This is a genomic window from Cellulosimicrobium sp. 22598, from assembly GCF_052044445.1.
Classification (GTDB): domain Bacteria; phylum Actinomycetota; class Actinomycetes; order Actinomycetales; family Cellulomonadaceae; genus Cellulosimicrobium; species Cellulosimicrobium cellulans_G.
In genome coordinates, this window is sequence record NZ_JBQEMZ010000003.1 from 31,635 (window position 1) to 54,610 (window position 22,976).

General features: G+C 74.0%; 24 protein-coding genes. 18 read left to right on the forward strand and 6 right to left on the reverse strand.

Going from position 1 to position 22,976, the window contains the following annotated elements; genetic code table 11:
• The first annotated feature begins 142 nt into the window (after positions 1–142).
• The 5 genes from lysS to mshA all read left to right on the forward strand — a co-directional run bounded on the left by lysS (position 143) and on the right by mshA (position 4,980).
• On the forward strand, positions 143–1,603 hold the full coding sequence (gene lysS, locus ACTJIY_RS04460) for a lysine--tRNA ligase (RefSeq protein ID WP_253053641.1): 1,461 nt from the start codon (positions 143–145) through the stop codon (positions 1,601–1,603).
• A 26-nt stretch (positions 1,604–1,629) separates the two neighbouring features.
• A complete protein-coding gene (locus ACTJIY_RS04465) occupies positions 1,630–1,809 on the forward strand; it encodes a hypothetical protein (RefSeq protein ID WP_253052580.1) in 180 nt (59 codons plus the stop codon).
• 175 nt (positions 1,810–1,984) lie between these two features.
• A complete protein-coding gene (locus ACTJIY_RS04470; RefSeq protein WP_253052582.1) occupies positions 1,985–2,320 on the forward strand; it encodes a histone-like nucleoid-structuring protein Lsr2 in 336 nt (111 codons plus the stop codon).
• Positions 2,321–2,457: 137 nt separating this feature from the next.
• Positions 2,458–3,654, forward strand: a complete 1,197-nt coding sequence (locus tag ACTJIY_RS04475) for a lactonase family protein (protein ID WP_440673715.1) — start codon at positions 2,458–2,460, stop codon at positions 3,652–3,654.
• Between the two features lie 69 nt (positions 3,655–3,723).
• A complete protein-coding gene (mshA, locus tag ACTJIY_RS04480) occupies positions 3,724–4,980 on the forward strand; it encodes a D-inositol-3-phosphate glycosyltransferase (RefSeq protein WP_440673803.1) in 1,257 nt (418 codons plus the stop codon).
• Between the two features lie 25 nt (positions 4,981–5,005).
• Here the strand turns inward: mshA and ACTJIY_RS04485 are convergent, their stop codons facing one another.
• Positions 5,006–5,452: a nitroreductase family deazaflavin-dependent oxidoreductase gene (locus ACTJIY_RS04485; protein WP_440673716.1), complete on the reverse strand. Its 447-nt coding sequence runs from the start codon at positions 5,450–5,452 to the stop codon at positions 5,006–5,008.
• A 124-nt stretch (positions 5,453–5,576) separates the two neighbouring features.
• Between ACTJIY_RS04485 and ACTJIY_RS04490 the strand changes: the two genes are divergently transcribed.
• A complete protein-coding gene (locus tag ACTJIY_RS04490) occupies positions 5,577–6,314 on the forward strand; it encodes a phosphoglyceromutase (protein WP_253052588.1) in 738 nt (245 codons plus the stop codon).
• A 172-nt stretch (positions 6,315–6,486) separates the two neighbouring features.
• On the opposite strand, the gene phoU is transcribed toward ACTJIY_RS04490, so the two are convergent.
• Positions 6,487–7,170: a phosphate signaling complex protein PhoU gene (gene phoU / locus ACTJIY_RS04495; RefSeq protein WP_053370239.1), complete on the reverse strand. Its 684-nt coding sequence runs from the start codon at positions 7,168–7,170 to the stop codon at positions 6,487–6,489.
• 218 nt (positions 7,171–7,388) lie between these two features.
• Here phoU and ACTJIY_RS04500 point away from each other — a divergent pair, with 218 nt between their 5' ends.
• The 6 genes from ACTJIY_RS04500 (at position 7,389) to pstB (ending at position 13,743) form a co-directional block, all read left to right on the forward strand.
• A complete protein-coding gene (locus ACTJIY_RS04500) occupies positions 7,389–8,687 on the forward strand; it encodes a sensor histidine kinase (protein WP_440673718.1) in 1,299 nt (432 codons plus the stop codon).
• Positions 8,684–9,388 carry a response regulator transcription factor gene (locus ACTJIY_RS04505; RefSeq protein ID WP_253052592.1) on the forward strand — a complete coding sequence of 235 codons (705 nt, stop codon included), beginning with the start codon at positions 8,684–8,686 and terminating at the stop codon, positions 9,386–9,388. Before ACTJIY_RS04500 ends, ACTJIY_RS04505 begins: the two co-directional genes overlap by 4 nt.
• 310 nt (positions 9,389–9,698) lie before the next feature.
• Positions 9,699–10,838: a phosphate ABC transporter substrate-binding protein PstS gene (gene pstS / locus ACTJIY_RS04510; RefSeq protein WP_439159043.1), complete on the forward strand. Its 1,140-nt coding sequence runs from the start codon at positions 9,699–9,701 to the stop codon at positions 10,836–10,838.
• 113 nt (positions 10,839–10,951) lie between these two features.
• Positions 10,952–11,965 carry a phosphate ABC transporter permease subunit PstC gene (pstC, locus tag ACTJIY_RS04515; protein WP_253052596.1) on the forward strand — a complete coding sequence of 338 codons (1,014 nt, stop codon included), beginning with the start codon at positions 10,952–10,954 and terminating at the stop codon, positions 11,963–11,965.
• A complete protein-coding gene (gene pstA, locus ACTJIY_RS04520) occupies positions 11,965–12,948 on the forward strand; it encodes a phosphate ABC transporter permease PstA (RefSeq protein ID WP_253052598.1) in 984 nt (327 codons plus the stop codon). Before pstC ends, pstA begins: the two co-directional genes overlap by 1 nt.
• Positions 12,949–12,963: 15 nt before the next feature.
• Positions 12,964–13,743: a phosphate ABC transporter ATP-binding protein PstB gene (gene pstB, locus ACTJIY_RS04525; RefSeq protein WP_047233890.1), complete on the forward strand. Its 780-nt coding sequence runs from the start codon at positions 12,964–12,966 to the stop codon at positions 13,741–13,743.
• A 111-nt stretch (positions 13,744–13,854) separates the two neighbouring features.
• Here the strand turns inward: pstB and ACTJIY_RS04530 are convergent, their stop codons facing one another.
• Together ACTJIY_RS04530 and ACTJIY_RS04535 are read right to left on the reverse strand one after the other, a co-directional pair.
• Positions 13,855–14,382, reverse strand: coding sequence for a septum formation family protein (locus ACTJIY_RS04530; RefSeq protein ID WP_253052600.1), 528 nt, complete (start codon positions 14,380–14,382; stop codon positions 13,855–13,857).
• 108 nt (positions 14,383–14,490) lie between these two features.
• Positions 14,491–14,901, reverse strand: coding sequence for a hypothetical protein (locus ACTJIY_RS04535; RefSeq protein ID WP_439158183.1), 411 nt, complete (start codon positions 14,899–14,901; stop codon positions 14,491–14,493).
• A gap of 409 nt (positions 14,902–15,310) precedes the next feature.
• Here ACTJIY_RS04535 and ACTJIY_RS04540 point away from each other — a divergent pair, with 409 nt between their 5' ends.
• From ACTJIY_RS04540 to ispF, 3 genes are all read left to right on the forward strand, one after another.
• Positions 15,311–15,793 (forward strand): CarD family transcriptional regulator, encoded by a 483-nt coding sequence (locus tag ACTJIY_RS04540; protein ID WP_024841917.1) that lies wholly within the window; start codon positions 15,311–15,313, stop codon positions 15,791–15,793.
• 95 nt (positions 15,794–15,888) lie between these two features.
• Complete coding sequence (locus tag ACTJIY_RS04545; RefSeq protein WP_439158182.1) at positions 15,889–16,668, forward strand: IspD/TarI family cytidylyltransferase; 780 nt, start codon at positions 15,889–15,891, stop codon at positions 16,666–16,668.
• Positions 16,665–17,210: a 2-C-methyl-D-erythritol 2,4-cyclodiphosphate synthase gene (gene ispF, locus ACTJIY_RS04550; RefSeq protein ID WP_440673719.1), complete on the forward strand. Its 546-nt coding sequence runs from the start codon at positions 16,665–16,667 to the stop codon at positions 17,208–17,210. The genes ACTJIY_RS04545 and ispF overlap by 4 nt, the downstream gene beginning before the upstream one ends.
• Before the next feature lie 2 nt (positions 17,211–17,212).
• Here the strand turns inward: ispF and ACTJIY_RS04555 are convergent, their stop codons facing one another.
• Positions 17,213–17,791 carry an LpqN/LpqT family lipoprotein gene (locus ACTJIY_RS04555; RefSeq protein WP_440673720.1) on the reverse strand — a complete coding sequence of 193 codons (579 nt, stop codon included), beginning with the start codon at positions 17,789–17,791 and terminating at the stop codon, positions 17,213–17,215.
• A gap of 164 nt (positions 17,792–17,955) precedes the next feature.
• Here ACTJIY_RS04555 and ACTJIY_RS04560 point away from each other — a divergent pair, with 164 nt between their 5' ends.
• Positions 17,956–18,594, forward strand: coding sequence for a TetR/AcrR family transcriptional regulator (locus ACTJIY_RS04560; protein WP_253052610.1), 639 nt, complete (start codon positions 17,956–17,958; stop codon positions 18,592–18,594).
• Between the two features lie 28 nt (positions 18,595–18,622).
• Here the strand turns inward: ACTJIY_RS04560 and ACTJIY_RS04565 are convergent, their stop codons facing one another.
• Positions 18,623–20,044, reverse strand: coding sequence for a D-arabinono-1,4-lactone oxidase (locus ACTJIY_RS04565; RefSeq protein ID WP_440673721.1), 1,422 nt, complete (start codon positions 20,042–20,044; stop codon positions 18,623–18,625).
• A 44-nt stretch (positions 20,045–20,088) separates the two neighbouring features.
• On the opposite strand from ACTJIY_RS04565, the gene ACTJIY_RS04570 reads away from it, so the two are divergent.
• Together ACTJIY_RS04570 and cysS are read left to right on the forward strand one after the other, a co-directional pair.
• A complete protein-coding gene (locus ACTJIY_RS04570) occupies positions 20,089–21,369 on the forward strand; it encodes an alanine racemase (protein WP_440673722.1) in 1,281 nt (426 codons plus the stop codon).
• A gap of 91 nt (positions 21,370–21,460) precedes the next feature.
• The gene (gene cysS, locus ACTJIY_RS04575) at positions 21,461–22,891 is read left to right on the forward strand and encodes a cysteine--tRNA ligase (protein ID WP_440673723.1); all 1,431 of its coding nucleotides are present in this window, start codon (positions 21,461–21,463) and stop codon (positions 22,889–22,891) included.
• Positions 22,892–22,976 lie beyond the last annotated feature (85 nt).

A 22,976-nucleotide genomic window follows, 5' to 3' on the forward strand; every position in this document is an offset into this window, starting at 1 on the left:
CCATGGCTCTACCTCGCCAGACCGGGGCTCTACCTCGGCGACGCGGGAGCGTCGGTAGAATCCTCGGGTGACCTCCCCCGACGGAACCCCCTCTCCTGACGCGCGCCAGCCCGAGGAGCACGTCGACGACGTGCCGGAGCAGATGCAGGTCCGCCGCGAGAAGCGCGAGCGGATCCTCGCACGGGGCGACGAGCCGTACCCCGTCTCCGTCCCGCGCACGACGACGATCGCCGACGTCCGGGCCGCGTACGCGCACCTGGGGACCGGCGAGGAGACGCAGGACGAGGTCGGCGTCGCCGGCCGGGTCGTGTTCCTGCGCAACACCGGCAAGCTGTGCTTCGCCACGCTGCAGGACGGCGAGGGCAACCGCCTGCAGGTCATGCTCAGCCAGGCCGTGGTCGGGGAGGAGTCGCTCGCGGCGTTCAAGTCCGACGTCGACCTCGGCGACCACCTGTTCGCGCACGGCCGCGTCATCAGCTCGCGCCGCGGCGAGCTGAGCGTGTTCGCCGACGCGTGGCAGATCGCCGCGAAGGCGCTGCGCCCGCTCCCGGTGCTCCACAAGGAGCTCTCGGAGGAGGCGCGCGTGCGCCAGCGCTACGTCGACCTCATCGCGCGCCCGGCCGCCCGGGACACGGTGCGTCTGCGCGCCGCCGTCGTGCGCTCGATACGCGAGAACTTCTGGGAGCGCGGTTTCGTCGAGGTCGAGACGCCGATGCTGCAGACGCGCCCGGAGGGCGCGGCGGCACGCCAGTTCGAGACGCACATGAATGCATTCGACATCGACCTGTTCCTGCGCATCGCCCCGGAGCTGTTCCTCAAGCGCGCGGCGGTCGGCGGTGTCGAGAAGGTGTTCGAGATCAACCGCAACTTCCGTAACGAGGGCGTCGACTCCACGCACTCGCCGGAATTCGCGATGCTCGAGGCGTACGAGGCCTACGGCGACTACGACACGATGGCCGTGCTCACGCAGAACCTCGTGCAGCGCGCCGCGCAGGACGCGCTCGGCACGACTCTCGTCACGCTCGCCGACGGCACGGAATACGACCTCGGCGGCGAATGGACGCAGCTGAAGATGTACGACTCGCTCTCGGACGCGCTGGGCGAGGCGATCACGCCCGAGACGTCGGTCGAGTCGCTGCGGAAGTACGCCGACACGTTCGAGCTCACCTTCGACCCGAAGAACGTCAACCACGGCAAGCTCGTCGAGGGCCTGTGGGAGCACCTGGTGGGCGACCACCTCGTCGCGCCGACGTTCGTGCGCGACTTCCCCGTCGAGACCTCCCCGCTCACGCGTGACCACCGGGCGGTGCGCGGCCAGGTCGAGAAGTGGGACCTGTACGTGCGCGGCGTCGAGCTCGCGACCGCGTACTCCGAGCTCGTGGACCCGGTGGTCCAGCGCCAGCGCTTCGAGGCGCAGGCGCTGCTCGCGGCCGCCGGCGACGAGGAGGCCATGCGCATCGACGAGGACTTCCTGACCGCGATGGAGTACGCGATGCCGCCGTCGGGCGGCATGGGCCTGGGCATCGACCGTCTGCTCATGGCGCTGACCGGCCTCGGCATCCGCGAGACCATCCTCTTCCCGCTCGTGAAGCCCGCGCAGTAGCGCGGCCGAGACCTAGGATCGACAGCATGGACATCTGGCCCACCGTCGCGGCGCTGATCCCCTCGATCGGCGTCGGCGTGCTCTTCTACGTCGCGATGCGCGCGATCGTGCGCGCCGACCGCAACGAGCGCGCCGCGCTCGCGCGCCTCGACGCGGAACAGGAATCGGCCGTCGACGGGAATGTCACGGCCTCGCGCGACTCCTGATTCCCGCACGGTGCCGCGCGCAAAGAGCGAGAAAATGACGTACCCGCGTCCAGGAATGGTGGGCGCCGTGCCGGGGCGACACGCGCCGGACAACGGCGTGGCCAATTGACGGTCCCGACTTTTCGATGGCATCCTGACGAGGACAATCATTCCTGTGAAGCGTGAGGTAACCACAGTGGCCCAGAAAGTCCAGGTAATTCTCGTCGACGACCTCGACGGGGGCGCGGCCGACGAGACCGTCACGTTCGCACTCGACGGCGTCTCCTACGAGATCGACCTCAGCACCAAGAATGCACAGGAGCTGCGCGACGCCTTCGCGTCGTGGGTCGGCAACGCGCGCAAGGTCTCGTCCCGCACGAGCACGGCCCGCCCCGCGCGCCGCAGCAGCCGCTCCGCCGGTTCCGCCCGCGCGACCGAGGTCCGCGAGTGGGCCCGCGCCAACGGCTACACGGTCAACGACCGTGGCCGCATCTCCCAGGAGATCCAGACGGCCTACGACGCCGCGCACTGACGCGACACCGCACGAGCACCGGAGCGCCCCGCCGACGAGCCTGTCGGCGGGGCGCTCTCGCGTCCACGGGCGTCGTCCCGCCGGCCCGGTGGTCGGCCGGTGCCGGCGGCACCCGCCCGGAGAACTAGGCTCGGGTCATGACCTCCGCGACCCGCGCTCTCTGGATCGGCACCTACCCGCACCCGGCGAACGGCGGTGCGGAGGGCGTGTGGCGCGTCGGGCTCGACGTCGACGCCGCGGCCGGGACGGGCTCGTTCGTGGGCGGGGTGCTGGCGGCCGAGGCGCCGTCGCCGTCGTTCCTCGCGCTGGACGGCGACACCCTGTACGCGGTGGGGGAGACGCAGTCGGGCTCGGTGTCGGCGTTCGCCGTCGTGCCGGACGGCGGCCTCGCACCCCGGGGCGGGCCCGTCGCCACGGGCGGGACGTACCCGTGCCACGTGGCCGTGAGCGGCGACGTGCTCGTCGCGAACTACGGGGACGGCGTCCTCACGGCCGTCGCGAGGGCCGCGGACGGCGCGCTCGCCGTGGCGCCGGACGACGGCGCGGCCGTCCTCGTGCGCCGGCAGGGGCACGCGGGCGCGGGACCGGTCGCCGACCGCCAGGAGGGGCCGCACGCCCACTTCGTCGCCCCGCTCGCGCACCTCGGCGCGGCCGACGACGGCAGCGGCGACGTGCTCGTCGTCGACCTGGGCACCGACGAGCTGCGGCGCCACGACCCCGCTGCCCCGGACGGCGCGGTCCCCCGCGTCGTCGCGACCTTCCCGCCGGGGACCGGACCGCGCCACCTCGCCGCGCTCCGGTCGGGTCACCTCGTCGTGGTCGGCGAGCTCGACCCGGCCCTGTTCGTCCTCGCGCCGGTCGACGGCCCGGACGGCGTGCGCACGTACGACGTCGTCGCCCGCTACGACGTCACGCACGCCGCGCCGCCCGCCGGCGGCGGGAACTACCCCTCCCACGTCGCGGTCTCGGCGGACGGGTCGCGCGTCCTCGTCGCGGTGCGCGGCGCCGACGTGCTCGCCGTGCACGCCGTCGAGCCGGGGCACGACGGCGGGGTCCCCTCGCTGCGCCACCTCGCCGACTCTCCGGTGGGTGGCGCCTGGCCTCGACACTTCGCCGTGCTCGCCGGCCCCGCGGCGCCCGAGGAGCCGCTGCACGACCTCGTCGTCGTCGCGAACCAGAACGACGACCCGCTCATCGAGCGTCCGGAAGCCGACTCCACGGCGGAGGAGCCGACGTCGAACCTCGCGCTCCTGCGCGTGCGTCGTTCCGACGGCGCCGCCCACGTGCTCGACGTGCTCGCGCTGCCGGCCCCGGCGTGCGTCGTGGAGGCCTGACCCGCCGTGACCGCGCTCGAGCTGCCGGAGGGCGTCTCCCCGGACCCGGCGACCCCGCTGCGGGTCGCGATGCTCTCCGTGCACACGTCGCCCCTCGACCAGCCGGGGACCGGCGACGCGGGCGGCATGAACGTGTACGTCACCGAGCTCGCGCACGCGCTCGCGCGCCGCGGCACGCAGGTCGAGATCTTCACGCGCGCCACGGCGTCGAGCCAGCCCCGCAAGGTCGAGGTGTCCGACGGCGTGACGGTGCGCCACGTCGTCGCCGGGCCCTTCGAGGGGCTCGACAAGAACGACCTGCCCGGCCAGCTCTGCGCCTTCACGGCGGGGGTGCTGCGCGCGGAGGCGCGGCACCACGAGGGCTGGTACGACGTCGTCCACACCCACTACTGGCTCTCCGGCCAGGTGGGCTGGCTCGCGGCCGACCGCTGGGACGTCCCGCTCGTGCACACCATGCACACGCTGGCGCGCGTGAAGAACGCCGCGCTCGCGCCGGGCGACGCGCCCGAGCCGCTCGGCCGGATCATCGGGGAGGAGCAGGTCGTCGCCGAGGCGGACGCGCTCGTCGCGAGCACCGACGCCGAGGCGGACGACCTCGTGCGCGACTACGCGGCCGACCCCGCGCGTGTGCACGTCGTGCCGCCGGGCGTCGACCTCGACCTGTTCTCCCCGGACCCCGGCGCGTCGACGGGCGACGGCGCCGCGCGGCGGGAGCGGCGCCGGGTGCTGCGCGCCGGGCTGGGGCTGCCCACCGACGGCGGCCTCGTGCTCTTCGCGGGCCGCGTGCAGCCGCTCAAGGGTCCGGACGTGCTCGTCCGGGCGCTCGGCGTCCTCGCCGAGCGCGGGGATCCCGTGCCGACGCTCGTCGTGCTGGGCGGCCCGAGCGGGCGCCCGACGGCCGTGCGCGAGCTCGAGGCGCTCGCCTACCAGGTCGGGGTGAGCGACCGGCTCGTCGTCCGCCCGCCGGTCCCGCGCGACGAGCTCGCGCGGTGGTACCGCGCCGCCGACGTCGTCGCCGTGCCGTCGCACAACGAGTCGTTCGGGCTCGTGGCGGCCGAGGCCGAGGCGAGCGGCACGCCCGTCGTCGCGGCCGCCGTCGGCGGGCTGAAGACCGTGGTCGAGGACCAGGTGTCCGGCGTCCTCGTCGCCGACCACGACCCCGTGACGTGGGCGCGCGTGCTCGGCGACCTGCTCGCCGACGACCAGCGCCTCGCCGCACTCGGCGACGGCGCCCGGCGCGCCGGCGCGCGGTTCGGCTGGGACACCGCCGCGCTGCGCATGCTCGACGTCTACGCGCAGGCGCGCAAGGTGCGCGCGGCGCGCTGATGCCGCGCGCACCCCTCGCTGCGGGTCAGGCGTCCGGCGCGGCGCGCTCCAGGACCAGGACGGGGATCTCGCGCGACGTCTTCTCCTGGTAGTCCGCGTACGGCGGGTAGGCGGCGACCGCGCGCTCCCACCAGAGCGCCTTCTCCTCGCCGTGGACCTCGCGCACGACGTAGTCGTGGCGCTCGGCCTCGTCCTGGAGCTCGACCTGCGGGTGCGCGAGGACGTTGTAGTACCAGACGGGGTGCTTCGGGGCGCCGCCCAGCGACGCGACGACCGCGTACACGCCGTCGTGCTCGACCCGCATGAGCGGCGTCTTGCGGACCTTGCCGGTCCGGCGCCCCAGGGTCGTGAGCACGACCACCGGCATCCCGTTCAGGGTCGTGCTGCGCGTCCCGCCGGACGACTCGTAGGACTCGGCCTGCTTGCGGGACCAGGCGCTCGGGCTGGGGGCGTACTCTCCGTCGATCGGCATGTCCGGGGCAACGTGCGCGACGCCCGCCCGATTCCCGGACCTTCGTCCCACGCCCGACGGCGACGGTCACCACCACGTGGGACGCGGGTGCCCGCGCGCCGGGCCGTGCGGCAGGATGGAACCCATGACCTACACCCTCGTGCTGCTCCGCCACGGCGAGAGCGAATGGAACGCCAAGAACCTGTTCACCGGCTGGGTGGACGTCGCCCTGTCGGAGAAGGGGACCGAGGAGGCGAAGCGCGGCGGTCAGCTCCTCACGGAGGCCGGCGTCCTGCCCGACGTCGTGCACACCTCGCTCCTGCGCCGCGCCATCACGACGGCGAACCTCGCGCTCGACGCCGCGGACCGCCACTGGATCCCGGTGAAGCGGTCGTGGCGCCTCAACGAGCGTCACTACGGCGCGCTGCAGGGCAAGAACAAGAAGCAGACGCTCGACGAGTTCGGCGAGGAGCAGTTCATGCTCTGGCGCCGCTCGTACGACGTCCCGCCGCCCGCGATCGAGCTGGGCTCCGAGTTCTCGCAGGACACGGACCCGCGCTACGCCGACGCGCCCGTCGTGCGCACCGAGTGCCTCAAGGACGTGCTCGAGCGCGCCCTGCCGTACTGGGACGGCGAGGTCGTGCCGGACCTGAAGGCGGGCAAGACCGTCCTCGTCGCGGCGCACGGCAACTCGCTGCGCGCGATCGTCAAGCACCTCGACGGCATCTCCGACGAGGACATCGCCGCGCTCAACATCCCGACCGGCATCCCGCTGCTCTACGAGCTCGACGAGGACCTCAAGCCGGTGACGAAGGGCGGCCGCTACCTCGACCCCGAGGCCGCCGCCGAGGCCGCCGCCGCGGTCGCCAACCAGGGCCGCTGACAGCCCGCACGCACAGACGACCGTGGCCCGTCCGGATCTCCCGGACGGGCCACGGTCGTCTGTGCGCAGGAACCGAGACGGCGAGGTAGAACCACCGGCACCGAGGTAGAGCTCCGCGGGTCCTACGTCGAGACCTGAGGCTCTACCTCGCGGCAGGGCCGTGGCGCCGTCGTCAGGCAGACGCGCGGGCGGAGCCGGCGGGGGTGCCGCGGTCGTCGGCGAAGTCGCCGGTGACGAGGTACGTCACGCGCTTGGCGATGGAGACGCCGTGGTCGCCGAAGCGCTCGTAGTAGCGGCCCACGAGCGTGACGTCGACGGTCTCCTGCGGGGTCCCCGTCCACGTGCCGTCGAGCAGCGCGGTGAAGGTGTCCTGGTGGAGCTTGTCGAGCAGGTCGTCGTCGCGCTCGATGTTCGCGGCGACGGTCAGGTCGCGCGTCGTGAGGAGCGTCGTCGTCCGGCGGGCGACGCGCACGGCGGCGTCGTGCATCTGCTCGAAGGTCCGGTGCAGGGACGGCTCGATCGCCCGGGCCGGGTAGCGGCCGCGCGCGACCTGCGCGATGTGCCGTGCGAGGTCGCCCATGCGCTCCAGGGTGGCGCTCATGCGCAGCGCGCTGACCACGACCCGCAGGTCGGTGGCCACGGGCTGCTGCTGCGCGAGGAGGAGCACGCAGCGCTCGTCGAGCTCGCGCTCGAGGGCGTCGATCGTGTGATCGTCGCCGATGACCGACTGCGCGAGCTGCAGGTCCGCCGTGAGGAGCGCCTGCCCCGCGCGGTTGACGGCCGACTCCACCAGCCGGCTCATCTCGGCCAGGTCGTCGCCGACCTGCTTCAGCTCGGCCTCGAAGATCTCCCGCATCGCTTCCCTCTCGTCGTGACCGGTCCGTCCGGTCCGTGACGGCGTGCGCCCCTGCGCGCCGGGCGGCGCCCGGGCACGCCGTCGGCTCCCGTCACGCTCGCAGGTGCGGTCGACCGGGCGGTGAACTCCAGGGCGCCGCCAGGTGAACTCTTGGCGGCTCACGCCCGTGGAGCGCCGGATCGACGGGTCGGGCGCGCGCGCGACCGTACGCTGGACGTGTGCAAGCCGAGAGTCTCATCGAGGGCGCGACCGTGCTGGCCGCCGGCGTCGTGGGCGTCGTCGTCGGCGTGATCGCGGCCATCGCGTTCCGTGTGAGCGAGCGCCAGCAGCGCGCCGCCCGGGTGGAGCCGACGCCCGAGCTCGACGAGGGTCTCGTCCGCGTGCTCGCCGTCCTGCGGTCCGCCGCCGTCGTGCTGGACGAGGAGGGCGAGGTCGTGCGGGCCAGCCCGCCGGCGTACGCGCTGGGCGTGGTGCGCGGCGACGCGGTCGCGCACGCGGCGATCCGGGACATGATCGACGACGTGCGCCGCGACGGCGTGATCCGCGACGAGGAGCTCGAGCTCCCGCGCGGGCCGGTCGGCCGGGGCACGGTCATGCTCCAGGTCCGCGTCGCCCAGGTGGGCCCTCAGCACATGCTCGTGCTCGCGGAGGACCGGACCGAGGCGCGGCGCGTCGAGGCGATCCGGCGCGACTTCGTCGTGAACGTGTCCCACGAGCTGAAGACGCCGGTCGGGGCGCTGGCGCTGCTCGCCGAGACGGTGCAGGACGCGGCCGACGACCCGGTGGCGGTGCGGCGGTTCTCCGCGCGCATGCAGTCGGAGGCGACGCGTCTGTCCGCGCTCGTGCAGGAGATCATCGAGCTCTCGCGGCTCCAGGTCGCGGGCGCGCTCCAGGAGGTCACGGTCGTGCCGGTGCGGGGCGTCGTCGAGGAGGCGGTGGACCGCGCGCGCACGACGGCGCAGGGCAAGGGCATCACGCTCACGACCGGGGGAGAGCTCGACGCCGCGGTGTACGGCGACCACAACCTGCTCGTCACCGCGGTGCGCAACCTCCTCGACAACGCGGTCGCCTACTCGGGCGAGAACACGCGCGTCGGGGTCGGCGTCTCGCTCGCGGGCGACCTGGTCGAGATCGCGGTCGTGGACCAGGGCATCGGGATCTCGGCCGACGAGCAGGCCCGCGTGTTCGAGCGGTTCTACCGGGTGGACCCCGCGCGCTCGCGCGACACCGGCGGGACGGGCCTCGGCCTGAGCATCGTCAAGCACGTCGCCGCCGACCACGGCGGCGAGGTCACCATGTGGTCCGAGCCGGGACGCGGCTCCACCTTCACGCTCCGGATCCCCGCGGCGGACGTGCCGGTCGACCGGGCGCACGCCGCGGCGTCGGGCCCGACCCACGACGCTCCGGGGGACGAGGGCACGGCCGGGGCGGACCCCGGGACCGTGCAGCACGACGTGCGGCGGGCCGCGCAGGTCCCCGCACCCGACGACGTACAGAACAAGGAGGTAGGCGCGTGACGCGCATCCTGGTGGTGGAGGACGAGGAGTCGTACCGCGACCCGTTGACGTACCAGCTGCGGCGCGAGGGCTTCGACGTCGTCGAGGCGGCGACGGGCACCGAGGCGCTGGAGCGGTTCGACGCGGACGGGGCGGACCTGGTCCTGCTCGACCTCATGCTCCCCGGGCTCAGCGGCACCGAGGTGTGCCGCGAGCTGCGGCAGCGCGGCGACGTGCCCGTCATCATGCTCACGGCGAAGGACTCGGAGATCGACAAGGTCGTGGGCCTCGAGCTGGGTGCGGACGACTACGTGACGAAGCCGTACTCGTTCCGCGAGCTGCTCGCGCGCGTGCGCGCCGTGCTGCGCCGCAAGGGCGGGGAGAACGGGGGCGAGGTCGTCGCGGAGAGCGCGCTGGAGGTCGGTCCGGTGCGCATGGACGTCGAGCGGCACACGGTGAGCGTCGACGGCCAGGTCGTGCCGTTCCCGCTCAAGGAGTTCGAGCTCCTGGAGCTGCTGCTGCGCAACGCGGGGCGCGTGCTCACGCGCGGGCAGCTCATCGACCGGGTCTGGGGCACGGACTACGTGGGCGACACCAAGACGCTCGACGTCCACGTGAAGCGCATCCGGTCGAAGATCGAGCCCGAGCCGGCGAGCCCGCGCTACCTCCTCACGGTCCGCGGGCTCGGCTACAAGATCGCGGACGGCGTCGGCCAGTCCTGAGGAACGACCGCCCGGCACGGGCGCACGGCCGGACCGACGGCCCCGGCACGTCCTCTCGACGAGCGTGCCGGGGCCGTCGCCGTGCCCGTCCCAGTGCCCGTCCGGCGCCCGTCCGGCGCCCGTCCCCGTGCCGTGCCCGTGCCCGTGCGACGTCGGCCCACCCCGCCTGGCGGGTGGCACGGAAGGTCTGTGCACTGTTCATCCCTCGTTCACCCGCTCTCGGGGAACGCGTCACCCGGCGCTCCTAGCGTCGGGCTCGTCACCGGCGCTCGCTGGTGCCACGAGACGCTTGAACAGGATGGAACGAAGAGTGAAGCTCAGCCGATTCTCCCGTGCTGGATCCGCCGTCGCGATCGGTGCGCTCGCGCTGACCCTCGCCGCCTGCGGGTCGGACGACCCCGTCGGCAGCGCCGACGGCGCCACCGACGGTTCCTCCGAGGGCTCGTCCGAGACCGCGAGCGACCTCAGCGGTGAGCTCAACGGTGCGGGCGCCAGCTCGCAGGAGTCCGCCATGGAGGCGTGGCGCGCCGGGTTCCAGAGCGCGAACCCCGACGTCACCGTGAACTACGACCCGGTCGGGTCCGGCGGCGGCCGCACCCAGTTCCTCGAGGGCGGCGTCGCGTTCGCCGGCTCGGACGCGGTGCTCAAGGAGGAGGAGATCACGCAGTCGCAGGCCGTGTGCGGCCCCGACGGCGCGATCGACCTCCCGGTCTACGTCAGCCCGATCGCCATCATCTACAACCTGCCGGACGTCGCGGAGCTCAACCTCGCGCCGGCCACCATCGCGGGCATCTTCAACGGCACCATCACGCAGTGGAACGCGCCGGAGATCGCCGCCGACAACCCCGACGCGACGCTCCCGGACCTCGCGATCACCCCGGTCCACCGCTCCGACGAGTCGGGCACGACCGAGAACTTCACCGAGTACCTCGCCGCGACGGCGGGCGACGCGTGGGGCCACGAGCCGAGCGGCGACTGGCCGACGCAGGGTGGCGAGTCCGCGCAGGGCACCTCGGGCGTCGTGCAGACCGTCCAGGGCGGCGAGGGCACGATCGGCTACGCCGACGCGTCGAAGGCCGGCGACCTCGGGACCGCGAAGATCAAGGTCGGCGAGGAGTGGGTCGCGTACTCGCCCGAGGCCGCGGCCAAGGTCGTCGACGCGTCGCCGCGCGTCGAGGGCCGCCACGACCACGACATCGCCGTCGAGCTGGACCGCACGACGACCGAGGCCGGCGCGTACCCGCTCGTGCTCGTCTCGTACGCGGTCGCGTGCCTGAACTACGAGGACGAGGCGACGGGCGACCTCGTCAAGGCGTTCCTCACCTACATCTCGAGCGAGGAGGGCCAGTCGGCCTCCGCGTCGGCCGCGGGCAACGCGCCGATCTCGGAGGACCTGCGCACGGACGTCCACGCGGCGATCGAGGCCATCACGGTCGGCGCCGCCGGCTGACGACCGCCGGGAACCAGGGGGCGGCGGGGCCTACGAGCCCCCCCGCCCCTCACCCGCGAGATCGCCCGCGACCCAGACCTCACGCAGCAGGACCGCATGCACCGGGAGCACGAGTGACCACCACAGCCCCACCCACGACGCCGGGCGCCACGCCGGGCCCGACGCCTCGCGCGGGAGCCCCGCGCCGCCGGGCCCGGAACACCGACCGCGGCGTCAACCGCGCGTTCCGCTGGACCGCGACGGGCGCCGGAGGGCTCATCCTCGCCGTCCTCGCCGCGGTCGCGATCTTCCTCGTGCTCCGCGCGTGGCCCGCGCTCACCGCGGGCGGGGACGTCCTCGGCGAGGAGGTGTCCTGGTTCCCGGAGGGCGCCTCGCTGCTGTCGTTCGTCGGTCCGCTGATCTTCGGCACGCTCCTCGCGGCCGCGCTGTCGCTCCTCCTCGCGACGCCGGTCGCGATGGGCATCGCGCTCTTCATCTCGCACTACGCGCCGCGCCGGCTCGCGTCGACCCTCGGGTACGTCGTCGACCTCCTCGCGGCGATCCCCAGCGTCGTCTACGGCCTGTGGGGCTCGCTCGTGCTCCCGCCGATCGTCGTCCCGGTGTGGTCGTGGCTCGCCGACACGTTCGGGTGGTTCCCGCTCTTCGCCGGCCCGGCCTCGCCGACCGGCCGCGTCCTGCTCACCGTCGCGCTCGTGCTCGCGGTGATGATCCTGCCGATCATCACCGCGGTGAGCCGCGAGGTGTTCCTCCAGACGCCGAAGCTCCACGAGGAGGCGGCGCTCGCGCTCGGCGCGACGCGCTGGGAGATGATCCGCACGGCGGTCATCCCGTTCGGGCGGTCGGGCGTCATCTCCGCCGCGATGCTCGGCCTCGGCCGCGCGCTCGGCGAGACGATGGCGGTGCTGATGATCCTCTCGCCCGGGCTCCTCTACTCGTTCAAGATCCTGCAGGCCGGGCAGCAGCAGACGATCGCCGCGAACATCGCGGCCGACTTCCCCGAGGCCAACCCCCTCGGGGTGAGCACCCTCATCGCGACGGGCCTCGCGCTGTTCCTCATCACCCTGCTCGTCAACATGGGCGCCCGCGCGATCGTCGCGCGGCGCAAGGACTTCTCGGGAGCCAACTGATGAGCGCCCTCAGCACCAGCCCCGCGCGCGGGGCCTCCGCCCCCGACCCGGAGCGCACCGCGTCCGTCCGCGCGCTCCTGCGCGGCGCGGACGCCGGCCGCCGCCGCAAGGACCGCACGATGACGGTCCTCATGTGGAGCGCGTTCGCCCTCGCGATGGTGCCGCTCGTGTCCGTCGCGTGGACCGTCGTCGTGCACGGCATGGAGCGGTTCGACGCCTACTTCCTCACGCACTCCATGCGCGGGGTGTTCGGGGGCATGGACGCGGGCGGCATCTACCACGCGATCCTCGGCACGCTGCTCATCACGCTCGGCGCCGCGGTGATCTCGGTCCCCATCGGCCTGCTCGCGGCGATCTACCTCGTCGAGTACGGCCGCGGCCCGCTGGCCCGTGCGGTGACGTTCTTCGTCGACGTCATGACGGGCATCCCGTCGATCGTCGCCGGTCTCTTCGCCTACGCGCTCTTCGCCGTGGTCTTCGGTCCCGGGGTGCGCATGGGCATCGTCGGCTCCGTCGCGCTGTCCGTGCTCATGATCCCCGTCGTCGTGCGCTCGTGCGAGGAGATGCTCCGGCTCGTGCCCAACGAGCTGCGCGAGGCGGCCTACGCGCTCGGCGTGCCCAAGTGGCTCACCGTCGTGCGGGTCGTGCTGCGCACGTCGATCGCGGGCATCACGACCGGCGTCATGCTCGCCGTCGCGCGCGTCATCGGCGAGACCGCGCCGCTGCTCATCACCGTCGGCGTCGTCGACTCCATCAACGGCAACCTCTTCGAGGGCCGCATGATGACGCTGCCCGTGTACGTGTACCGGCAGTACAGCCAGGGCCTGGTGCCCTGCAGCAACGTCACCGACGTCGTGTGCATCCCCGACATCAACTACGACCGGGCCTGGGCGGCCGCCCTGACGCTGATCCTCATCGTCATGCTGCTCAACCTCGTCGGGCGACTCGTCACCCGCTGGTTCGCCCCCAAGACCCTCCGCTAGAACAGGACAGCTCCGATGGCACAGCGCATCGACGTCAAGGACCTCAACATCTACTACGGCGACTTCCTCGCCGTGCAGGACGTCGGCATGACGATCGACCCCAAGTCCGTGACGGCCTTCATCGGCCCGTCCGGGTGCGGCAAGTCGACGTTCCTGCGGACCCTCAACCGCATGCACGAGGTCATCCCCGGCGCGCGCGTCGAGGGCACGGTCGCCATGGAGGGCGTGGACCTCTACGGGGACGACGTCGACCCGGTCGCCGTGCGTCGCCAGGTCGGCATGGTCTTCCAGCGGCCGAACCCGTTCCCCACGATGTCCATCAAGGAGAACGTGCTCGCGGGGGTGAAGCTCAACAACAAGCGCATCTCGAAGTCCGACGCCGAGGACCTCGTCGAGTCGTCGCTGCGTGGCGCGAACCTGTGGAACGAGGTGAAGGACCGCCTCGACCGTCCGGGCTCGGGCCTCTCCGGCGGCCAGCAGCAGCGCCTGTGCATCGCGCGCGCCATCGCCGTCAAGCCCCAGGTGCTCCTCATGGACGAGCCGTGCTCGGCGCTCGACCCGATCTCCACGCTCGCGATCGAGGACCTCATCGCCGAGCTCAAGGACGAGTACACGATCGTCATCGTCACGCACAACATGCAGCAGGCGGCGCGCGTGAGCGACCGCACGGCGTTCTTCAACATCGCGGGCACCGGCAAGCCGGGGCGCCTCATCGAGATGGACGACACCGCGACGATGTTCTCCTCGCCCACCCAGCAGGCCACCGAGGACTACATCTCCGGCCGCTTCGGGTGACCTGAGCCGCATCGGGCCCAGCAGACGCGGTCTGCGCGGCCTGCCCGGCCGGACCACGCACGACGGCGCCCCTCCCGGACCGGGAGGGGCGCCGTCGTGCGTGGGCGGGGGTCAGGACGCCGAGCCCTGGAGCGACCCCGTGACGTCGGTGCCGTCGGTGTCGATGACGCACTGGACCACGCGGTCGTCGACCGTGTTCCAGCCCTCCTCGCGCGGCGTGAAGGGCCAGAAGTAGTAGGCGGACTCGTCGTAGGACAGGCCGACGAAGGCCTCGAACTCGCCGAGGCAGAAGTCCTCGGCGCTCGCCTGGACGGCCTCGTCGCCGGGGTAGTCCCCCTCGGGGAGCTCGGTCTCGGCGTAGACCTCGGCGTCGTGCGGCTCGGAGCAGGGGACGACGGGAACGGACTCGACGTTCTCGCCGTCGGGCAGCTTCGACGTCACGATGCAGTCGCCGACCTGGATCGAGAAGACGTCGGCGTCCGACGCCTCGGTCACCTCGCCGCCGGGCTCGTCGCGCTGGGCCTCGGACGGCCCGGTGAGCTCGTCGAGGATCGCGCCGCAGCCCGAGGCGGTCAGGGCGAGGGCGACGGCGCTCACGACGAGGAGGAGCGGCCGACGGGTGGTGCGGGACAGGGTCACCTGGATTCCTTCGTGGACGTGCCCCGACCACGACGGTCAGGGCGGCACGCGAAGGCTAGCGCCCACCGGTGACACGACCCGAGCCCATTTCCGGTCCGGGCCGGCACGTCACGGCAGCAGGTGCGCGTACTCCTCGAGGGTGCCGTCGAGGACGGGCAGCGACATGCCCTGCTCCTCGCCCGAGGTCACGCTGACCGTCACGGGCAGCACGCCGCCCGGGGCCGCGTCGACGCGGCCGATCTGCGCGTCGAACCCGTCCTCGGTCCCGAGGTAGACGGTCTCCCCGGCGGCGACGGGGATGGTCACCGGGTCGCCGCCCTCCGGCGTCACGTCGAACTCCACGTCCTCGGTCGAGTCGTTGGCGAACGCCCCGACGAGCGCGCCGGCCTCGCCGTCGGCCGCGCTCACGACGAGGAGGTTGAGGCCGCGCAGGTCGTCGGTGAGGTCGACGCGCAGGCCGTCCGACGGCGAGTAGGGGCGGTTCGTCTCGATGGGGGAGCACGCGGAGGCGACGGCCACGCTCGCGACCACGAGGGGGACGGCCCAGTAGCGTGCGCGGCCGGTCGCTCGGGACGCCGCACGGGTCGCTGCTCGGGGGGTCGGGATGCGGGTCACGTGCACTCCAGGGCTGCGAGAGGGGGGACTGGATTCCGCGCCCAGCCTAGTGCGTCGGGCGAGGCGGGGCGGCCGGAACCGGCTCTCCGGGAGCGTGGCGTGAGCGGCGTCACGCGGGGTCGCGCGCCCGCGTGGCGCGCGTGACGGCGGTCGGCGGGGCCCTGTGGCCCGCTCGGCGAGGTTCGTGAGGCGCGCTGACACGGCGCTGACCTGCGAAGACGCTGCTCCGGGGCGCTTGTCAAGGGGCCCAGGGGCTCGGATTTCCGGCCTTCCGCGTGGTAAGGTGGACCACCGCGAAAGGGGACATCTGCAGATGACGTTCACAGTAGGCGAGACCGTTGTCTACCCGCACCACGGAGCCGCACTGATCGAGGAGATCAAGACGCGCACCATCCGCGGAGAGGACAAGATCTACCTCAAGCTCAAGGTCGCGCAGGGCGACCTGACCATCGAAGTCCCAGCCGAGAACGTCGACCTCGTCGGCGTGCGTGACGTCGTCGGCCAGGAGGGTCTCGACCGCGTTTTCGAGGTGCTGCGTGCACCCTACACCGAGGAGCCGACCAACTGGTCGCGTCGGTACAAGGCGAACCTCGAGAAGCTGGCGTCGGGCGACGTGATCAAGGTGGCGGAGGTCGTGCGCGACCTGTCGCGCCGGGACGCCGACCGCGGCCTCTCGGCCGGCGAGAAGCGCATGCTCTCGAAGGCCCGGCAGATCCTCGTCTCGGAGCTCGCGCTGGCCGAGCACACCGAGGAGGAGAAGGCCGAGGCCATCCTCGACGAGGTGCTGGCCTCCTGACGTCCCGGGCCTCGGCCCGAGCGACAGACCACCGGGGAGGGCGCCGTCCGTGCGGACGGCGCCCTCCCCGTCGTCGTGCCCGGTAGCGTGTGCCCGTGCCGACTCTTGCCGTCCTCACCGCCGCGGGCTCCGGGACCCGTCTCGGGCTCGACCTGCCCAAGGCCCTCGTCGAGCTCGACGGCCTGCCCCTGGTCGTCCAGGCGGCGCGCCGGCTGTGCGCATCGGGGGCGGTCGACGCGATCGTGGTCACGGCACCACCCGGCCTGCGGGAGCACGTCGCGGCGCTGCTCCGGGACGACCCGGCGGTCGACCGGCCCGTGCGGGTCGTCGAGGGCGCGGGCACCCGCCAGGCCTCCGTCGCCGCGGGCCTGCGCGCGGGCCTGGACGCCGACGCGCCCGACGCCGGGACCGGGGGGCGCTCGGCCCCCGCGCAGCCCGCGGTCGACGTCGTGCTCGTCCACGACGCGGCGCGACCGCTCGCGCCGCCCGCGCTCGTCCGCCGCGTCGTCGAGGCCGTACGGGCGGGCCACGGCGCCGTCGTCCCGGGGCTGCCGGTCACGGACACGATCAAGCGCGTGACGGCCGCACGGGCGGGCGACCCGTCCCGCGCGGAACCCGTCACCGAGACCGTGGACCGGGCGGCCCTGCGCGCGGTGCAGACCCCGCAGGGGTTCGACCGGGCGCTCCTGGTCCGGGCGCACGAGGCCGCGACCCACCGGGCGGACGACGAGCGGTCCGCCGCGACCGACGACGCCGGACTCGTCGAGGCGCTCGGGCTCCCCGTCCACGTCGTGCCCGGAGACGCCGCCGCCGCCAAGATCACCACCGCCCACGACCTGCGCGTCGCCGCGCTGACCCTCCGGGAGGACCGATGACGACCCCCGCCGAGCACGCCGAGGTCGCGCCGCGCCGCGCCCCCGTGGCCCCGCTGCCGCGCACGGGGGTCGGCGTCGACGTGCATGCGTTCGCCCCCGAGGGCGAGGAGCGCGAGCTGTGGCTCGGCGGGCTGCTCTGGCCGGGCGAGCGCGGCCTCGCCGGGCACTCGGACGCGGACGTCGCCGCGCACGCCGCCGCGGACGCGCTGTTCTCGGCGACGGGGCTCGGCGACCTGGGGTCGAACTTCGGCACGAGCGCGCCCGAGTGGGCCGGGGCGAGCGGGTCGCGCCTCCTCGCCGAGGCGGCCCGCCGGGTCCGGGCCGCGGGGTTCGAGATCGGGAACGTGGCCGTCCAGGTCATCGGCAACCGACCGCGCCTCGGGCCCCGCCGCGCCGAGGCGGAGGCGGCCCTCGGGGCGGCCGCGGGAGCCCCGGTGACGCTCACGGCCACGACGACCGACGGTCTGGGACTCACGGGCCGCGGGGAGGGCGTCGCGGCCGTCGCGACGGCCCTCGTCGTCGCCGTCGGGACGCCCGCGTGACCTCAGCCCGTGGGGGCGAGCCGCACGCTCTCGAGGACGGCGCGCGCCTGCGCGGCGCCGTCGGCGTCGGACCCGGCGTACGAGGCGGTGAGGTCGACGACCCACGCGTCGGGCCCGTCGCCCGTCCGGACCGCCAGGATCTCCTGCGCGACGACGGCTCCGGCCGTCTCGTACGTGCCCGCGACCCGGAAGGCGGGGAGCTCGCCGAGGGTCGTCGGGCCCTGGCCGTCGACCCCCGGGGCCCAGCCGGGGATCGCGCTGACGGCCGCCGCGGTCGCGGCGCCGGCCTGCTCCAGCGTCGACGCGGACTGCTCGCCCGTCACGACGACGTTCGCCCGGAACTCCTCCGGGCCCGTCCCGCTCGGCGCGCGCAGCACGAACGCCCCGTCGCGGGTGACGCGCTCCCAGCCCGGGGGAGCGGTGACCTGGACCGGGACCTCGGGGACGTCGTAGGTGACCGGCGCGTCGTCGCCCCCCGTGTCCGCGGGACCGCCGCAGCCCGTGAGGACGAGCACCGCGGTCACCGGGACCACGAGGGGCGCGGCGGTCCAGGAGGTGCGGGGGTGGCGCGGTCGGGGCACGGTCGTCCTTCGTCGGGAGCGGGCATGACGGGCTGGGTGGGCCCGGCTCGCCATTCTCGCCTTCCGGCGTCCCGGGTGCCAGGCCCACGAGCAGACACTACGATCGCTGAGAGCGCATCGATGTGTTTGACTTTCCCAAGAACGACACATGGGATGAATCGCACATGAACCGAATGTCCGTCGAAGAACGCCGGGCCCAGCTCGTCGACGCGGCGATGACCATCGCCGTCCGCGAGGGCGTCGAGGCCGTCACGATCCGTGGCGTCGCGGCCGAGGCCGGCGTCTCTCTCGGCGTCGTGCACTACTGCTTCGAGGACAAGGACGAGCTCCTCCAGGCGATGGGCAACAGCCTCGCGCTCGTCGCGTCCGAGCCGGTGCGCGCCGCCCTCGACGTCGACGGCGACGTCGTGGAGCTCGCGCACGCCGCTGCCGACGGCCTGTGGAGCGGGCTCACGCCGCGCCGGCACATGCGCCTCCTCACGTTCGAGTTCGCGACGGCGGGCGTGCGCAGCCGCGCGCTGCGCTCCGTGGCGCACACGCACCTGGAGCAGACGTGGGCGATGACCCGCGGATTCCTCGAGAACGTCGCCGAGCGCGGGAACGTCACCTACTCGATGGACATGGGCTTCCTCTCGCGCATCGTCGCCGGGTACATCGACGGCATCGAGATCGCCTGGCTCGTCGAGCAGGACGACGAGACCGCGGTCCGCAGCTTCCACGCGCTCGCCGAGTACGTGCTGTCGCTCATGGTCCGACCGGACGGGTCGCCCGTGCGCGAGCACGGCCCGGAGCCCGTCGCCTGACCGCCGCGCCCGTCGGCCGCGCGAGCGGTCAGCCGCGCGCGGCCGCTCCCGGCGCACGCCCGAGCACCCGGTCCGTGTACGCGTTCGCGAAGACCCCGTCGGGGTCCGCCGCGTCGCGGACCGCCACGGCGTCGTCGAACCGGGGGTAGAGCTCGCGGAACCGTTCGGCGTCGAGCCCGTGCAGCTTGCCCCAGTGGGGACGTCCCCCGACCTCGGCGACGATGCGCTCGACGGCGTCGAAGTACCGCGCGTGCGGCAGCCGGGCGTACTGGTGCACCGCCACGTACGCGGTCTCGCGACCGTGCGCGGTGGACAGCCAGACGTCGTCAGGCGCCGCGAACCGGACCTCGACGGGGAAGGGCACGTGCTCGCCGGACCGGTTCAGCCAGCCGTCGATGCTCGCCAGGACGTCGACCAGGCGCTCGCGCGGCACCGCGTACTCCATCTCGCGGAACCGGACGCGGCGCGAGGTGACGAAGACCTGGTGCGACGGCGCGACGTAGGTCCGCGGCGCGAGCGCACGGGCCGAGACGGCGTTGAGCCGCGGGGTCACGCGCGGCACCGCGGTGGCGAGCCGGTTGACGAGCTCGAACGCGCCGTTCGACAACAGCTCCTCGTCGACCCACGTGCGCGCCCGCGCGACGGGCCCGGGGCCGGACGTCCGCAGCCGCTCGAGCTCCGCCGCCTCGTCGTCGGGGGCGAGCCGGTTGTTGCGCTTGGTCAGCGCCCGACGCGTGTGGGGGAACCAGTAGAACTCGAAGTGGTCGTTGCCCCCGACGAGCCCGTCGGGGTCGTCCGGCGTGCCGAGGCCCTCCAGCACGCGGTCCAGCGGCCACGGCTCCTCCTGCGCGCGGAGCAGGAACGCCGGCACGACCTCGAGCGTCACCGCGGACAGGACGCCCGTGACGCCGAGCCCCAGGCGGCTCACCTCGAAGAGGTCGGGGTCCTGCGTCGTGGACGCCTCGCGGACCTCGCCGTCGGCCCCGACGACGCGGACGCCGCGCACCTGGGTGGCGAGCCCGCCGAGCCCGGCGCCGGTCCCGTGCGTGCCCGTCGAGATCGCGCCGGCGATCGACTGCCGGTCGATGTCGCCGAGGTTGCGCATGGCCAGGCCCGCGGCAGCGAGGGCCTCGTTGAGCCGGTGCAGGCGGATGCCCGCCCCCACGGTCACGAGGATCGCGTCGGCGTCGGCTCCACCGGGCGCGCCCGTGCCGCGGGTGATGCGCTCGACGAGCCCGATGCGGTCCAGGTCGAGCAGGAGCCCGTCGGTGACGGCCGCGGGGGTGAACGAGTGGCCCGCCCCGACGGCGCGCACCCGCATCCCCTCGGCGGCCGCCCCGGCGACGAGCCGCCCCAGCTCCGCCTCGTCGCGCGGGGAGGCCCGGCGGCGCGGGGTCGCGGAGGCCGTGCGGGCCCAGTTGGTCCAGGAGAGGGCGTCGTCGCTGCTCACAGGTCGTACTGTCTCACGCTCCCCGCGTGGCGTACGTTCTCCCCATGACGACCGACGCGGCGCCCGGACCGGGCTCGGGGACGAGGACGGGGACGGCCGACCCTGCCGGGGACGAGCGCGGGGCGACGCCGTCGCTGCTCGCCCGGCTGACGCGCGCCACCGCGGACCTCGACGGTCCGCTCGCCGTCGTCGACCTCGACCGGTTCGACGCCAACGCCGACGAGCTCCTGGCCCGCGCCGGAGGCGTGCCCGTGCGCGTCGCGTCGAAGTCGGTCCGCGTCCGCTCGCTCGTGACGCGCGCCGGCGAGCGCGGCTTCCGGGGCGTCATGGCGTTCTCGGTCCGCGAGGCGCTGTGGCTCGTCGACGCGGGCGTCCGCGACGTCCTCGTGGGATACCCGTCCGTGGACCGCGGCGCGCTCGCGGCGCTGGCGCGGCACGAGGCCGGGCGGCGCGAGATCACGCTCATGGTCGACGACGCGGCGCACCTCGAGCTCGTGCGGCACGCGCTCGCGGAGGCGGGCACGGGCGACGCGCCGCCCGTGCGCGTGTGCCTCGACGTGGACGCCTCGCTGCGGGTCGGGCTCGGGCTCGTCACGGTCCACCTCGGCACGCGGCGCTCGCCGCTGCACGACCCCCCGGACGTCGCGTCGCTCGCCGCCCGGGTCGTCTCGACGCCCGGGCTCTCGCTGCGCGGCCTGATGTTCTACGAGGCGCAGGTCGCGGGCATGCCCGACTCGAGCCTCGCCGTCCGTGCGGTCAAGCGGCTCTCGGTGCTCGAGCTGGGCGAGCGCCGGGGCGAGGTCGTCGCCGCGGTGCGCGACGTCGTCGGGCACGACCTCGAGCTCGTGAACTCCGGCGGCACCGGGTCGCTCGAGACGTCGTCCGCGGACGGCGTCGTCACGGAGGTCACCGCGGGGTCGGGGCTCTACGTGCCCGGGCTGTTCGACGAGTACCGCTCCTTCCGTCCGCGCCCCTCGGCGTTCTTCGGCCTCGACGTGGTGCGCGTCCCCGCGCCCGGGTGGGCGACCGCGTTCGGCGGCGGGTACGTCGCGTCCGGCCCCGCGTCGCGCAGCCGGCTGCCGCGCGTCGCGACGCCCGGCTGGTCGCTCACGGGGCGCGAGGGCGCGGGCGAGGTCCAGACGCCGCTGCACCGGACCCGGGGCGTCGCGGGCGCCCCGGAGCTGGGCGTGGGCGACCGCGTCTGGTTCCGGCACGGCAAGGCGGGGGAGGCGATGGAGCGGTTCGACCGCGTGCACCTCGTGCGCGGGGACGAGGTGGTCGACGTCGTGCCCACGTACCGCGGCGAGGGCAAGAACTTCGGCTGACCCGCGCCGGTCGGGGCTGCACCGGGATCGGCCGCGAGACCTGCCCGTGCCGCTTCGGCCGTGGTGGTGCGTCCCCGGTACCCTTGCGGACGTGACTCTTCGCCTGTTCGACACCGCCACGCGGGACGTGCGCGACTTCGTGCCCCTGACTCCGGGCGAGGTCGGCATCTACCTGTGTGGCGCGACCGTCCAGGCGGCACCCCACATCGGCCACATGCGCTCGGCCGTCGCGTTCGACGTGCTCGTGCGCTGGCTGCGGCGCGGCGGGACGCGCGTGACGCTCATCCGCAACGTCACCGACATCGACGACAAGATCCTCGTGAAGTCCGCCGACGCGGGCGAGCCGTGGTGGGCCTGGGCCGCGACGTACGAGCGCGCGTTCACCGCCGCGTACGACGCGCTGGGCGTCCTGCCGCCCACGTACGAGCCGCGCGCGACCGGGCACGTGCCGGACATGGTCGAGCTCATGGAGCGCCTCGTGGAGCGCGGGCACGCGTACACGACCGGCCCTGGCGACGTGTGGTTCGACGTGCGGTCCTGGTCCGAGTACGGCTCCCTGACCAACCAGCGCCTCGAGGACCTCAACCCCGTGCCCGACGACGTCCCCGCGGACGCGGAGGAGGCCGCCGCCAAACGCGACCCGCGCGACTTCGCGCTGTGGAAGGCGCCCAAGGAGGGCGAGCCCGAGACGGCGTCGTGGCCCACGCCGTTCGGTCGCGGGCGCCCCGGCTGGCACCTCGAGTGCTCCGCGATGGCGCGCCGGTACCTCGGCGACACGTTCGACATCCACGGCGGCGGGCTCGACCTGCGCTTCCCGCACCACGAGAACGAGCAGGCGCAGTCGCGCGCCGCGGGCTACGGGTTCGCGCGGCACTGGCTGCACAGCGCGTGGGTCACGCAGGGCGGCGCCAAGATGAGCAAGTCGCTCGGCAACGGGCTGCTCGTGCGCGAGGTCCTCGCGACCACGAGCCCGGCCGTGCTGCGCTACGCCCTCGCCTCCGTGCAGTACCGCTCGATGCTCGAGTGGACGCCCGCGACGGTCGTCGAGGCCGAGGCCACGTGGGAGCGGCTCGCCGGGTTCGTCGAGCGCGCGACCGAGCGCGTGGGCGACGTCGGCGACGTGACCGAGGCCGAGCTGCCGACCGCGTTCACCGCGGCCATGGACGACGACCTCAACGTGCCCGCGGCGCTCGCCGTCGTGCACGAGCACCTGCGGGCGGGGAACGCGGCGCTCGCCGACCGCACGACGGCCGCGGACGCCGTCGCGCGGCACCACCTCGTCGCGGTGCGGGCGATGCTCGACGTCCTGGGCCTCGACCCGGCCGACGCCCAGTGGGCCGACCGCGGGGACTCGCGCTACGCGGCGGTGCTCGACGCCGTCGTCGGCGCGGAGCTCGCGGCCCGCGCCGAGGCCCGCGCGGCGCGCGACTTCGCGACCGCCGACGCGATCCGCGACCGCCTCGCCGCGGCGGGCGTCGCGGTCGAGGACTCGGCCGACGGCGCGCGCTGGACCCTCGCCTGACGACCGTCCCCGCGGGGTGGAGGCTGGGTACCGCGAGGGAGAGGCGTGGTCGTGACCAGGCCTCTCCCTCGGTGGACCACGGCTC